Raw genomic sequence first — 12,610 nt, 5'->3', positions numbered from 1 at the left:
GCACGCCGCGGGGCTTATCCCAATGGAGCCGGACCAGACTGTCAGGGACCTATTCAATGACAACCAGCAGCACCTATGCCGAAGCGCCTGCCGCACCGGTCAACTCGCCCGCGCGGGTAGCCACCGCCAGCTTCATCGGCACCGCCATCGAGTTCTACGATTTCTACGTCTACGCCACTGCCGCCGCCCTGGTGATCGGCCCGGTGTTCTTCCCGTCCGGGTCAGGCACCGCGCAGATGCTGGCGGCCTTCCTCACCTTCGGTATCGCCTTCCTGGCGCGCCCGCTGGGCTCGGCGCTGTTCGGCCACTTTGGCGACCGTATCGGCCGCAAGTCGACCCTGGTCGCCTCGCTGCTGCTGATGGGCGTGTCCACCACGGCCATCGGCGTGCTGCCAGGCTACGACAGCATTGGTGTATGGGCGCCGATCATCCTCTGCCTGCTGCGCTTTGGCCAAGGCCTGGGCCTGGGTGGCGAATGGGGGGGCGCGGCCTTGCTGGCCACCGAGAACGCGCCGGAAGGCAAGCGCGCCTGGTTCGGCATGTTCCCGCAGCTGGGCCCGTCGATCGGCTTTTTGGCCGCCAACGGCCTGTTCCTGACCCTGGCCCTGGTGCTCAGCGACGAGCAGTTCCGCGAGTGGGGCTGGCGCATTCCGTTCCTGCTCAGCGCCGCGCTGGTACTGGTGGGCCTGTATGTGCGCCTGAAGCTTGAAGAAAGCCCGGTATTCGCCAAGGCCGTCGCCCGCCACGAGCGGGTGAAAATGCCGGTGGTCGACCTGTTTTCCAGATACTGGCTGCCGACCCTGCTGGGCGCAGCGGCGATGGTGGTGTGCTACGCGCTGTTCTACATCTCCACGGTGTTCTCGCTGAGCTATGGCGTGACCACGCTGGGCTACAGCCGCGAGACGTTCCTTGGCCTGCTGTGCTTCGCGGTAGTGTTCATGGCCCTGGCCACACCACTGTCGGCCTGGCTCAGCGACCGCTACGGGCGCAAACCGGTGCTGATCGTCGGCGGCCTGCTGGCAGTGGCCTCGGGCTTTACCATGGAGCCGCTGCTGACTTCGGGGTCGACCGCAGGCGTGGCGCTGTTCCTGGCCATCGAACTGTTCCTGATGGGCGTGACCTTTGCGCCGATGGGGGCACTGCTGCCTGAACTGTTCCCGACTCACGTGCGTTATACCGGCGCTTCGGCGGCATACAACCTGGGCGGCATCGTCGGCGCATCGGCGGCACCGTTCTTTGCCCAGAAGCTGGTGAGCATGGGTGGGTTGAGCTGGGTGGGGGGCTATGTGTCGGTGGCGGCGGTGATCAGCTTGATTGCCGTGCTGTGCCTGAAAGAGACCCGCAATACCGAACTTTGAGAAAGCAGGGGCTGCTTTGCAGCCCATCGCCGGCAAGCCAGCTCCCACAAAGCCTCCACAGCCCTCAAGCCTTGTGGAGTCCCTGTGGGAGCTGGCTTGCCGGCGAAAGGGCCGCAACGCGGCCCCTTACGATCCCGGATCAGAACTCGACCTTGACCGCCTGCGAAGCACGGGTCGCCTTGGCACGCGCCGCTTCAACCGACTCGTCACGCGCCAGGCACACACCCATGCGGCGGGTACCGTTGATTTCCGGCTTGCCGAACAGGCGAATGCCGGTATCCGGCTCGCTCAGCGCCGCGCCCAGGTTGGCAAAGCTGGTCTGCTGCGACTGCCCCTCGGGCAAGATCACCGCCGAAGCCGAAGGGCCGAACTGGCGCACTACCGGAATCGGCAGGCCAAGAATGGCCCGGGCATGCAGGGCAAACTGCGACAGGTCCTGGGAAATCAGGGTCACCAGGCCGGTGTCATGCGGGCGTGGCGAGACTTCGCTGAACCACACCTGGTCGCCCTTCACGAACAGTTCCACGCCAAACAGGCCACGACCGCCCAGGGCATCGGTGACCGCCTTGGCCACCCGCTGCGACTCGGCCAGCGCCTTCGGGCTCATGGCCTGCGGCTGCCACGATTCCTGATAGTCGCCCTTTTCCTGGCGGTGGCCGACAGGCTCGAGGAAGGTGGTGCCGCCAACGTGGCGCACGGTCAGCAGGGTGATTTCGTATTCGAAGTCGATGAAGCCCTCGACGATGACCCGGCCTTTGCCGGCGCGGCCGCCTTCCTGGGCGTAGTCCCACGACTTCTGCAGGTCGGCATCGCTGCGCAGCAGGCTCTGGCCCTTGCCCGACGAGCTCATTACCGGCTTGACCACGCATGGGTAGCCAACATCGGCCACGGCCTTGGCGTAGTCTTCGTAGGTGTCGGCGAAGTGGTACGGCGAGGTTGGCAGGTCCAGCTCTTCGGCGGCCAGGCGGCGGATGCCTTCACGGTTCATGGTGAGCTGGGTGGCGCGGGCGGTCGGCACCACGTTGAAACCTTCGTTTTCCAGCTCGACCAAGGTGGCGGTGGCGATGGCTTCGATTTCAGGGACGATGTAGTGCGGCTTCTCGGCCTCGATCACCGCGCGCAGGGCCAGGCCATCGAGCATGTTGACCACGTGGCTGCGGTGCGCCACCTGCATTGCCGGGGCATTGGCGTAGCGATCGACGGCGATCACTTCGACGCCCAGGCGCTGCAGCTCGATCACCACTTCCTTGCCCAGCTCGCCACAGCCGCAGAGCAGTACACGGGTCGCGGTGGGCGACAAGGGGGTTCCGATACGGGTCATTTCAGGTCCTCGAAGGCGTCCGGGGCCGCACCAGGCTTGGCGCCGCCCGCTGAAAAAGGACCGCTATTCTACACCATCAACCCGCCACGGCGGCCCGCCGGGCGCGAAATGCCATGGCCAGCCACACGGCGGTGACACCGGCGAATTTCGAGGCCATGGCGGTGCCGATCACGGCTGGGGTCAGGGCGCCGATCATGCCGAAGAAGATGAAGGTGTCCACCGGGATACTCAGCGCCGAGCTCAGCCACAAGCGGTCGCGCAGCGGCCGGCGGGTGATGCTGAACACCAGCCAGTCGATCAGTTCGGAAATGAAGAACGCGGTGGCACTGGCCAGGGCGATGGCCGGTTCCGAAGTGACATAGGACAGCACCAGTGCCGCCAGCATGGCGACCAGGGCGCCATGGCCGAAGCGGGTCTGCACCATGTCGCGCAGGATGAACACCAGGCCGCCCCAGGCGGACCAGATGATGTCCAGGTGTGGCGCGCTGGAGAAGGCGTAGTTGATCAGCACTACGCTGCTGATGTAGGCAATCAGATAGAACATGGCGGGTAGTCTGTGGGCAAGCCGCACAGATTACCGCTGGCTGGTTCGCGGGTAAACCCGCTCTCAAAGGTACAGCATCAGGTTCGAGGGCTACGCGCAGCCTGTGGGAGCGGGTTCACCCGCGAAGAATCCAACACGGTGGATGGCACCGGCTGCGCCGGTGTTCGCGGGTGAACCCGCTCCCACAGGGGGGCGAGTCAGCCCTACAGGATGAGGCCGGCCTCTACTGCCCTTTCATGGCAAAGTTTGAGCACCGCCCGGCGCTCGTCGTTGTCCATCCGCCCCCAGCGGCCGATCTCGGCCACGGTTCGCTGGCAACCGGTGCAGATATCCTGCTCGTCCAGCGCACAGATACTCACGCACGGCGAGGCCACCGGCCGCTCTACCACATCACTCATCGTCAACCACCAACTCCCGTGCATAACGCTGGGCATTGTGCACGTAATGCGCGGCACTGGCTTCGAGCATGCGCTTCTGCTGTTCGGTCAGCTCGCGCACCACCTTGCCCGGCGAGCCCATCACCAGCGAACCGTCGGGGATCTCCTTGCCTTCTGCAATCAGCGCATTGGCGCCGATGATGCAATGCTTGCCGATGCGCGCGCCATTGAGGATGACCGCGTTGATACCAACCAGGCTGTAGTCGCCCACCGTGCAACCATGCAGCATGGCGTTGTGGCCAACGGTCACGCCCTTGCCCAGGGTCAGCGGCGAGCCCATGTCGGTGTGCATCACCGTGCCATCCTGCACGTTGCTACCCTCGCCAATGTCGATCAGCTCGTTGTCCCCGCGCAGCACCGCGCCAAACCACACGCTGGCATCGGCCTGCAGGCGCACCTTGCCGATCAGCGTGGCGTTGGGTGCGGCCCAACTGGTAGGGTGGCTCTCGACCCGCAGGTCGCCCAGGCGGTATTTCATGCTTGCTCCTCAGGCTGCAACGCAGACGACGGGGTTGGCCCCGCTCAGTTTTCGATGTAACGCTCAGGGGGCTGGTGCAGGCTTATGCCGGCATCGAACAGCAGGTTGACCAGTTCGACGATCATGATCGCCGACAACCCCCAGATCTTGTATTCGCCATAGCGATAGCTGGGCACATACCAGCTGCGCCCCTGGTAATCGATACGGTGGGTATGGTCGCGCGGGTCCTGGCGGAAGAATTCCAGCGGCACGGTGAATACTGCCGCGATCTCGGCATCATTGGCACGGTATTCGACAAAATCGGGGATAAGCCCGACGAATGGCGTCACTTTCAGGCCGTGCAGCGAAATCAGCGGGCTGAGTGGGCCGATCACTTCCACAAGGCCTGGCGGCAGGCCGATTTCTTCTTCGGCTTCCCGCAGCGCGGTAAACACCAGGTCCGGGTCTTCCGGGTCACGGCGGCCACCGGGAAAGGCCACTTCGCCGCCGTGGGTGGACAGGCCCTTGGCGCGCAGGGTCAGGACCAGTTCGGGCGCTTCGCTGCGGGTAATGGGCAAGAGGACCGCCGCTTCGGGGAACCGCCGGTCGGTTTCCAGTGATGCGGGTTGGTGGTTGCTCATTCGGCGAAGTAGCTCGTCCAGCATTGCGCACGCTCGTATCCAAGGCCTGCCTTGCATGATGCACCAAAGGCGCGAAGCACCCAAGCCCCGTGCGCTTGCGGCAGCACGGCCGGCGCGCCAAGATAGCCCAGAGCAAAAAGGAACGACACATGAAATTCTGCAGCGCGTGCGGCCAGCCGGTCACTCAGCGGATCCCCGATGGCGACAGCCGCCTGCGGTATGTCTGCGAGTCTTGTCAGACCATCCACTACCAGAACCCCAACATCGTCGCCGGCGTGTTGCCGACCTGGGGCAGCCAGGTGCTGCTGTGCCGGCGCGCCATCGAGCCACGCCGCGGTTTCTGGACCTTGCCTGCCGGTTTCATGGAAAACGGCGAAACCCTCGATCAGGCCGCCCGTCGCGAAACCGTCGAGGAGGCCTGCGCCCGGGTCGGCAGCATGAACCTGTACCAGCTGTTCGACTTGCCACACATCAACCAGGTGCACGTGTTCTTCCGCGCCGAGCTGGCGGACCTTGATTTCGCGGTCGGTGTCGAAAGCCTGGAGGTGCGGCTGTTCGAGGAACATGAGATACCGTGGGGCGAGCTGGCTTTCCGCACCGTCACTCGCACACTAGAATGCTACTATCGCGATCGCATCGGGCAGCACTACCCCATAGGCCATGAATACCTGCCGCCGATGAACGTCTCGCCCATTACCTAGAAGCCTTCAGGGATACCGTTACATGCGCTGGTTGCTTGCCCTTTTCTGCCTTTGCGTTACCTCGGTGTCCCAGGCGGCCTTCACCGAGACCATCATCCGCAAGCCCCAGCCGGCAGCGCAAACCCCATCGCCTTCGCAGCAGGCCATGCAACCGCTGATCGACAAGGTACTGGTGATCAAGTCCGAGCGCCGCCTGCAGCTGATCAGCCGTGGCGAACCGCTGAAAACCTACCGTATCTCGCTAGGCAAGCAGCCAAAGGGCGCCAAGGAGCGCGAAGGCGACAAGAAAACCCCCGAGGGCCTGTACTGGCTGGACTGGCGCAAGCAGAGCGACCGCTTCAACCTGGCCATGCACATCAATTACCCGAACATCACCGATGCCGCCCGTGCCACCCGCGAAGGGGTGAGCGCCGGCAGCATGATCATGATCCATGGCACGCCGATCAACGACGAGTATCCGGAGTGGTACTTCCACACCCTGGACTGGACGGACGGCTGTATTGCCATGCGAAACCGCGACATGCAGGAAGTGTGGGACCTGGTGCGGGATGGCACGTTGATCGAAATTCGGCCCTGATAGCGGGCCTTTCAACTGATGCTGTAGGAAGCTTCCCACCTCCAGGCAAGAACGCGCCTTACAAGCGCTTAGGCCGGGTACTGCATCCAGGCGAACCCCTTAGTTTTTAGCATCCACGCAGACGAGTACGAAATCCGTACATCATTTGCGGGGTGCTTCAATGCCGTTCCACATTCACCGCGCCACCTGCTGGGCGCTCACCTGCTGCCTGTCCGGTTTGCTGGCCGCGACCCGGGCGCTGGCCGACGACCCCGCCAGCCAGCAACTGCGCGATCAGCAGCGCGGGCTGCAACAGCTGGAACAGCAACAGCGGCTGGAACGCTGGCAGCGCCAGCCCGCCCCGGCTGAAAGCCACGACACCACCGCCCCCCTCCCGCACGACCAGCGCTGCTGGGCCATCACCGGCGTACGCGTGGCCGGCAACCGCAAGCTTTCCGACTCGGCGCTAACGCCAACCCTTCGCAGGTTCATTACCCCGTGCATGGGCATTGCGGAAATCAACGGGCTGCTGAAAGCCATAACCCAGCGCTATGTACAAGCCGGATACCCAACCAGCCGGCCTTACCTGCAGCAACCGCCACAAGACGGCGCACCGCTGAACCTGGTCATCGTCGAGGGGTTCGTCGAGACCATCGAAATGGCCGGCCCCGAATTGCCCCTGTCCCTCCCCGGCGCCTTTCCCGGCCTGCTCGGGCAGCCACTGTACCTGCCAGCCCTGGAGCAAGGCCTCGACCAGCTCAACCGCCTGCGCGCTTATGACCTGTCCGCAGAATTGCTGCCCGGCGAACTGCAGGGCGGCACCCGGGTTGTCGTGCAGCCGCGCAAGGTGGCCTCGCGCGGGCACCTGGACAGCCGCTTCGACAACCGCGGCAGCGACCTGACCGGGCGTCATCGCCTGAACCTCGGCTTCGGCCTGGACAGCCCACTGGGCCTCAATGATGACCTGCGCCTGTCGCTGAACGGCACGGTGCTCGATGCGCCTGGGCAAAGCCAAGGCATCTCGCTGTACTACAGCATCCCCTACGGCGCCTGGACCTTCGCGCTCAGCGCCAGCGAGCTGCGCTACGAGGCGCCGCTCCCACACAGCCGCCAGGTAACCGACGGCAGTAGCAGCTACCAGGGCCTGAGCGTCGAGCGGGTACTGTGGCGCAACCAGCAAGGCATGCTCAGCGCCAGCGCCCGGCTGGACCGCAAGCAAATGGTCAACCGCAGCGCTGGCGCGGTGATCGTCCAGCAGAGCCCCACCCTGGTCTCCGTGGAGGCGGGTATCAACCTGCTTTGGCTCCAGGGAGGCCTGTGGAATGGCTACCTCGGTGTCGCCCAGGGTATCGACGCCTTCGGCGCTGACCGCTCACCGCTGGGGGCGGAACGCCTGCGCCCGGATTTTCGCAAGTACCGCGCCAACCTGCTGCACCTGCGCCAGGGCCCGGCCAGCCGCTTATGGCGCTGGCAGAGCGAGCTGAGTCTGCAATACAGCAGTGACCCGCTACCTGCCGTCGAGCAGTTGCTGGTCAGCGACGATTCGGCCGTGCGCGGGTTTCGCCTGCGTACCTACTCCGGTGCCAGCAGCGCCGCCTGGCGCAACACCGTCAGTCAGCCGCTGCCGGAGGGCTGGACCGCTCCCCTGCAAGTACGCCCCTACATCGGCCTGGACCTGGGCTGGACCCGCACTGCCGAAGGCAAGCCTTCACAACGCCTTGCCGGGGCCACCGCCGGTGCCGAACTGAGCCTGCCCGGCAGCCACCTGCGCCTGGGCTACCAACGCGCGCTGTACGCCAGCGACCTGCCCCGCCCGCTGCTGGAACCCGGCTTCTGGGTAGTGGAACTGGCCCTGAACATCTGATTCACCCACAACAAAGAGAACGAGAACATGCAAACACTCTCGCAGTCGTCTTCCCACCCAGATACCTTGCGCTGGGCCATCTTCCTCGCCCTTCTCGGGCCCGGCGCCGCACTGGCCCAGGGCGGCCTGACAGCAACCAGCGGCCCCGGCGGCACACCGGTCATCAACGACGGCCACGGCGTCCCGGTCATCGATATTGTCGCGCCAAACGCCAACGGGCTGTCGCACAACCAGTTCCTCGATTACAACGTCGACCGCTCCGGGGTGGTGCTGAACAATGCCACCCAGGCCGGGCAGTCGGAGCTGGCCGGTGCCCTGGCGGCCAACCCGCAATTCCAGGGCCAGGCCGCCTCGACCATCCTCAACGAGGTGGTCAGCCGCAACGCCTCGCTGATCGAAGGGCCGCAGGAAATCTTCGGCCGCCCGGCCGACTACATCCTGGCCAACCCCAACGGCATCACCCTCAACGGCGGCAGTTTCATCAACACCACACGCGCCGGCTTCGTGGTGGGCAGCCCCGAGTTCGAGGGCCAGCAACTGAAGTACCTCGACACGCTGAACGCCAGCGGTACCCTGCAAGTGCTCGAGGGCGGCCAGCGAAACCCCAACGGCGCCCTCGAGCTGATCGCCCCGCGCGTGGACGGCAAAGGGCTGCTGATGGCGCGCAACTCCATCGATATCACCGTCGGTCGCAACCGCATCGACAGCACCAGCGGCGAAATTGTCGAACACCTGCCCGGCACCCCGTCCAGCATCGATGCCAGCCTGTTCGGCGCCATGCGCGCCGGGCGCATTCGCGTGGTGAGCACCGCAGAAGGTGCCGGTGTGCGTGTGGGGGCATCGCAGCTGCTGGGTATCGACGGGGTCGACATCCAGTCGGCCGGCGCCCTGCAAGTCAGCGGCAAGGCCGACAGCCCCGTCGAACTGCACAGCGAACAGGGTGATCTGCGGCTGACCGCTGCCGATGACCTGACCCTCGAAACCGTCGATGGGCAAGCTCGACGAATCGAGGCCAAGGCCGGCAAGAAGCTCACGCTGGATGCCACGACCCGCGAGAACATCGAGCGCGACAGCGACAGCTGGAACAAGAAGTTCCTGTTCGTCACCCGCGAAACCTACAACCGCGAAACCACCACCACCCAGCAGCAGCAACAGGGCAGCAGCTTGCAAGGCAAGGACGGCGTGCTGCTGCAATCCGCTGACGACATGCGCCTGGTGGCTGCCAAGGTGGATGCTGGCAATGAGCTGACCCTCGACAGCGGCGCCAACCTGGCCATCGCTGCCGGCATCGACAGCCAGCACACCGAAGAGCAGGTTCGCCACCGCAAGGATTTGTGGCGCGGTGACAGCGATACCGACCAGTACAAGGAAACCGCGCAAGGCAGTGCGCTCCAGGCCCAGCGCATGACGCTGAAGGCCAAGAATACCGTCGATGTGAAAGGCAGCAGCCTGCACAGCCGCGGCGACATGACAATCGAAGCCAAGGAGGCAACCATCGGTACCACCGCGCTGCAGGAGCGCGGTACCCGGCGCGACTATCGTGGCGATCTGGTATCCGGCACCTTCTTTGCCGACCGCAAGGGTAACGACAGCGAAGGCCAGGCCGTTGCCGGCAGCAGTGTCACGGCGGATGGCAAGCTGGCCGTGGTAGCTGACCAGGTGGCCATCAAGGGCAGTACCGTGCACGGCAAGGAGGACGCGGTGCTCTACAGCACGAAAGGTGCACTGGCCATCGAAGCCGACCATGGCCGCACCACCTCCACCGACCGGACCAGCGACAGCAAGCTGTTCGGCCTGATTGGCAGCGACCACGAGAACACCGAGCGTACGCAACAGGTACTTACCAGCGACGTCAGCTCGGCCACCAATCTGCGCCTGGCCAGCGCCGAGGAAATGCGCATCCAGGGCGCCAAGGTCGCAGCGGGCGGGCACCTGCAGGTAGAGGCCAAGGGCGACCTGCTGATTACCAGCGCGCAAGCGGTTGACGAGCGCGAAACCCGCAACCAGCAACGTGGTTTCACTGCCAGCGCCAAGCAGACCCAGGAGGCCGAGGATGGCAAGCCCGAGTCCCGCCAATATTCGGCCGGCATTGCCTATGACGTCGCCACCACCAGCAGCAAGCAGCGCACCACCAGCCAGGTTGCCAGTGAGCTCGAGGGCGCGTCGGTGAGCCTTGGCAGCGGGGCTCACCTGCAAGTCAACGGTTCCACGGTGAAGGCCGTCGCAGGCGACCTCGATGTGCAGGCCCAAAAGGTGACCCTGGGGGCAACCCGCAACGACCGCGACAAAACCACCAGCACCACCAACAGTGGCGGCGGCCTGACGGTGACCGGCGGCATCGACCGGCTGGGCAGCTTGTTCGAAGGCCATCACAACCGCCAGGTGCAGACCGAACGCGACAGCAAGGTGCAACGCAGCACATTGCGGGCCAGCGGCGACTTGAAGCTGAATGGCGATGAACTGGTCACAGAGGCCGCACGCGTCAAGGCCGGCAACACCCTGCAGGTAACGGCCAAACGCATCGACAACCGCGCGGTGCAGGATACCGAGGAACGTGAACAACGCCGTAACGACTGGTCGGGCAGCCTCGGCGCCAGTGTCGAGTACCGCGACCTTACCCGCCCCATCGAACGCCTGGTGCTGGGCGAAGAAGCCGCACGCTTCCAGCAAGCCTCCCCCGAAGACGCCATGGCGCCGCCCAGCGTTGGCGCCGACATGACCGTGGACCACCTCAAGCGCCTGGAAAACCAGCGCCGCGGCTTTGCCCAGGTGAGCGAGTTGGCCGGGGCCAAGGTCGAAGTCAAGGCCGACAACATCACCGACCAGGGCACCGCCTGGCGCGCCAACGCCGGCAAGCTGCAGATCGAGGCCCGACAACACCAGATGCAGGCGGCCGAGAACACCCAGGAAAATACCGTGCAACGCCTGGCCTACGGCGGCGATGTGCGCCTGGACACCAGCACCGGCGAAGACCTGAATGCACGCGCCGCCGGCAAAGGCGGCTCGCTGGACAAGAAGGACAGCGCCAGCAGCGCCGTACCCGGCAGCCTGTATGGGCAACAGGGTATCCAGGTGCAACTGGGCAGCTCTGGCCATTATGAAGGGACGCGCATCGATGGCGGTGAAGGCAGCGTGGTCATCAGCAGTGCCGGTTCGCTGACATTGCCACAGGCAAACGACCAGACCGAACAGCAGTCACGCCAGCTCGACGGCAATGCCTGGGCCAAGGTCGGCAACCGCCCGGGCAGCACCGGCGTCGATGGCCGGGGCTACCTCGACCACGGCCAGAACCAGAGCACACAGAGCAAGGCCCAGGTGGCGCAGATCGACGCCAAGGGCCAGATACAGCTGAGCAGTGGCGGCGACCTGTTGCTCGAAGGCACCCGCATTGGCAGCCGTGAGGCCAAGACCGGCGACATTCAACTGCAAAGCGGCGGTCGGCTGCAGGTCAAGGCGGCCAGCGACACCCAGAACGCTACCGGCGCCAAGATGGGCGGCGGCGTGGAGCTGGCGGTCAAGGCTGGCAACACCAAGGGCGGTGCCATCGGCGGCCACTTCAGCCACGGCAAGCAGGAAGAAGAGGCACGCCAGGCGGTGAATGCCCTGTTCGCCAGCAACGGCACAGTGACCCTGGGCAGCAGCGCCCGCGAGGATATCGCCCTGCACCTTGAAGGCCTGCAGGCCTCGGCCGAACAGATAACCCTCGACGCATCGAATGGCGGCATGCTGGTGGAAGCGTCCTCCAGCCAGGAGCGACGTGACAACCTCGACATCACCGCCGGAGCCGGCTTCGACATGGCCAAGGGCGCGCTCGACACCCGCGGCCTGCATGGCCGCCTAAAGGTGGAGCTCGACAAGCGCGACAACCTCACCTGGAACGCCAGCGACCTGCGCGCCGAGCGCATCGACCTGCAAAGCCGTGGCGATACCCGCCTCGAAGGCGTCACCCTGGAGACGGGGCGTATCGATGGAGTGATCGACGGCGACCTGCGCATCGCCAGCCGCAAGGACAACGTCAATACTCTGAGCGTGAAAGGCGATGCCCGGCTGAGCCAGGAGAAAAACCCGCGAGGCTACGTCAACGCGGCCACTTCGGTGGCAGGGCCGCTGGGGAGCAAGGTGAATGAAAAAGCTGGCTCCGCCCTGAGCAAGGCAGACCCGGGGCTCTCGCCCACCTTCAGCCTCGACGTGTCGCACGCGCAGCGCGACAGCGTAGGCCAGCAGACCACGCTCAAAGGTAGCGACGGTATCGACCTGCAGGTTGGTGGCAACGCTCACCTGGTGGGGGCACGCTTGCAGTCGGCCAAAGGCGATGTGGTGCTCGACGCCAACTCGGTTACCCGCGAAACACTGAGCGGTAACGACTATCGCCGGGATGTGTCGATCGATGCGTCCAACTCACCGGTGGACCTGGGCACGGCAGTGGCCGAGCTAGCCAAGGGCAAGGGTGCGGCGGATGGGGAAAATGCACTGGACCTGGGGTTGTTGAGGACCAGTGGGCACAATCGCAGTGAGCAGTGGGCTTCGAGTGTGCAGGGCAAGAAAAACTGAAGCAGGCGCCGCGCTGGAGGGCACGGGCTTCGTGCCCTCTTTTAGCATTTGGGCCAGACAGTTGATTGGTTGTAGGAGCGGCCTTGTGTCGCGAAAGGGCTGCAAAGCAGCCCCAGCAATTTGTGCATATGCGCTGAAACCCGGGGGCTGCTTTGCAGCCCTTTCGCGACACAAGGCCGC

General features: G+C 65.0%; 10 protein-coding genes. 5 read left to right on the top strand and 5 right to left on the bottom strand.

What is annotated here, in order from left to right:
• Window positions 1-56 precede the first annotated feature (56 nt).
• Window positions 57-1,358, top strand: a complete 1,302-nt coding sequence (locus tag CAG46_RS18175; protein ID WP_025337910.1) for an MFS transporter — start codon at window positions 57-59, stop codon at window positions 1,356-1,358.
• A 139-nt stretch (window positions 1,359-1,497) separates the two neighbouring features.
• Here the strand turns inward: CAG46_RS18175 and purT are convergent, their stop codons facing one another.
• From purT to CAG46_RS18145, 5 genes are all read right to left on the bottom strand, one after another.
• Window positions 1,498-2,679 carry a formate-dependent phosphoribosylglycinamide formyltransferase gene (purT, locus tag CAG46_RS18170; protein ID WP_085618228.1) on the bottom strand — a complete coding sequence of 394 codons (1,182 nt, stop codon included), beginning with the start codon at window positions 2,677-2,679 and terminating at the stop codon, window positions 1,498-1,500.
• A 76-nt stretch (window positions 2,680-2,755) separates the two neighbouring features.
• A complete protein-coding gene (locus CAG46_RS18165; protein WP_003252131.1) occupies window positions 2,756-3,223 on the bottom strand; it encodes a VUT family protein in 468 nt (155 codons plus the stop codon).
• A gap of 203 nt (window positions 3,224-3,426) precedes the next feature.
• Window positions 3,427-3,621 carry a DUF1289 domain-containing protein gene (locus CAG46_RS18155; RefSeq protein WP_024086383.1) on the bottom strand — a complete coding sequence of 65 codons (195 nt, stop codon included), beginning with the start codon at window positions 3,619-3,621 and terminating at the stop codon, window positions 3,427-3,429.
• Window positions 3,614-4,138, bottom strand: coding sequence for a gamma carbonic anhydrase family protein (locus CAG46_RS18150; protein WP_015269134.1), 525 nt, complete (start codon window positions 4,136-4,138; stop codon window positions 3,614-3,616). The genes CAG46_RS18155 and CAG46_RS18150 overlap by 8 nt, the downstream gene beginning before the upstream one ends.
• A 44-nt stretch (window positions 4,139-4,182) precedes the next feature.
• On the bottom strand, window positions 4,183-4,782 hold the full coding sequence (locus CAG46_RS18145) for a CoA pyrophosphatase (protein ID WP_003252125.1): 600 nt from the start codon (window positions 4,780-4,782) through the stop codon (window positions 4,183-4,185).
• A 125-nt stretch (window positions 4,783-4,907) separates the two neighbouring features.
• On the opposite strand from CAG46_RS18145, the gene CAG46_RS18140 reads away from it, so the two are divergent.
• The 4 genes from CAG46_RS18140 (at window position 4,908) to CAG46_RS18125 (ending at window position 12,430) form a co-directional block, all read left to right on the top strand.
• Window positions 4,908-5,459 (top strand): NUDIX hydrolase, encoded by a 552-nt coding sequence (locus CAG46_RS18140; RefSeq protein ID WP_085618225.1) that lies wholly within the window; start codon window positions 4,908-4,910, stop codon window positions 5,457-5,459.
• A 22-nt stretch (window positions 5,460-5,481) separates the two neighbouring features.
• Window positions 5,482-6,036: a murein L,D-transpeptidase family protein gene (locus tag CAG46_RS18135; protein WP_025337906.1), complete on the top strand. Its 555-nt coding sequence runs from the start codon at window positions 5,482-5,484 to the stop codon at window positions 6,034-6,036.
• A gap of 160 nt (window positions 6,037-6,196) precedes the next feature.
• The gene (locus tag CAG46_RS18130) at window positions 6,197-7,879 is read left to right on the top strand and encodes a ShlB/FhaC/HecB family hemolysin secretion/activation protein (protein WP_085618223.1); all 1,683 of its coding nucleotides are present in this window, start codon (window positions 6,197-6,199) and stop codon (window positions 7,877-7,879) included.
• A 27-nt stretch (window positions 7,880-7,906) separates the two neighbouring features.
• The gene (locus CAG46_RS18125; protein ID WP_085618221.1) at window positions 7,907-12,430 is read left to right on the top strand and encodes a hemagglutinin repeat-containing protein; all 4,524 of its coding nucleotides are present in this window, start codon (window positions 7,907-7,909) and stop codon (window positions 12,428-12,430) included.
• The last annotated feature ends 180 nt before the right edge of the window (window positions 12,431-12,610 follow it).

The sequence above is a fragment of the Pseudomonas sp. B23(2017) genome (assembly GCF_002113725.1).
Taxonomy (GTDB): Bacteria; Pseudomonadota; Gammaproteobacteria; order Pseudomonadales; family Pseudomonadaceae; genus Aquipseudomonas; species Aquipseudomonas putida_Z.
The sequence above is the reverse complement of the archived record's forward strand: the minus strand, read 5'-3'. Positions and strand labels throughout refer to the sequence as shown.

Bases quoted from the DNA above. Each gene is read 5' to 3' on its own strand.
- CAG46_RS18175 (WP_025337910.1), top strand. From the start codon at position 57: ATGACAACCAGCAGCACCTATGCCGAAGCGCCTGCCGCACCGGTCAAC.
- purT (WP_085618228.1), bottom strand. From the start codon at position 2,679: ATGACCCGTATCGGAACCCCCTTGTCGCCCACCGCGACCCGTGTACTG.
- CAG46_RS18165 (WP_003252131.1), bottom strand. From the start codon at position 3,223: ATGTTCTATCTGATTGCCTACATCAGCAGCGTAGTGCTGATCAACTAC.
- CAG46_RS18155 (WP_024086383.1), bottom strand. From the start codon at position 3,621: ATGAGTGATGTGGTAGAGCGGCCGGTGGCCTCGCCGTGCGTGAGTATC.
- CAG46_RS18150 (WP_015269134.1), bottom strand. From the start codon at position 4,138: ATGAAATACCGCCTGGGCGACCTGCGGGTCGAGAGCCACCCTACCAGT.
- CAG46_RS18145 (WP_003252125.1), bottom strand. From the start codon at position 4,782: ATGCTGGACGAGCTACTTCGCCGAATGAGCAACCACCAACCCGCATCA.
- CAG46_RS18140 (WP_085618225.1), top strand. From the start codon at position 4,908: ATGAAATTCTGCAGCGCGTGCGGCCAGCCGGTCACTCAGCGGATCCCC.
- CAG46_RS18135 (WP_025337906.1), top strand. From the start codon at position 5,482: ATGCGCTGGTTGCTTGCCCTTTTCTGCCTTTGCGTTACCTCGGTGTCC.
- CAG46_RS18130 (WP_085618223.1), top strand. From the start codon at position 6,197: ATGCCGTTCCACATTCACCGCGCCACCTGCTGGGCGCTCACCTGCTGC.
- CAG46_RS18125 (WP_085618221.1), top strand. From the start codon at position 7,907: ATGCAAACACTCTCGCAGTCGTCTTCCCACCCAGATACCTTGCGCTGG.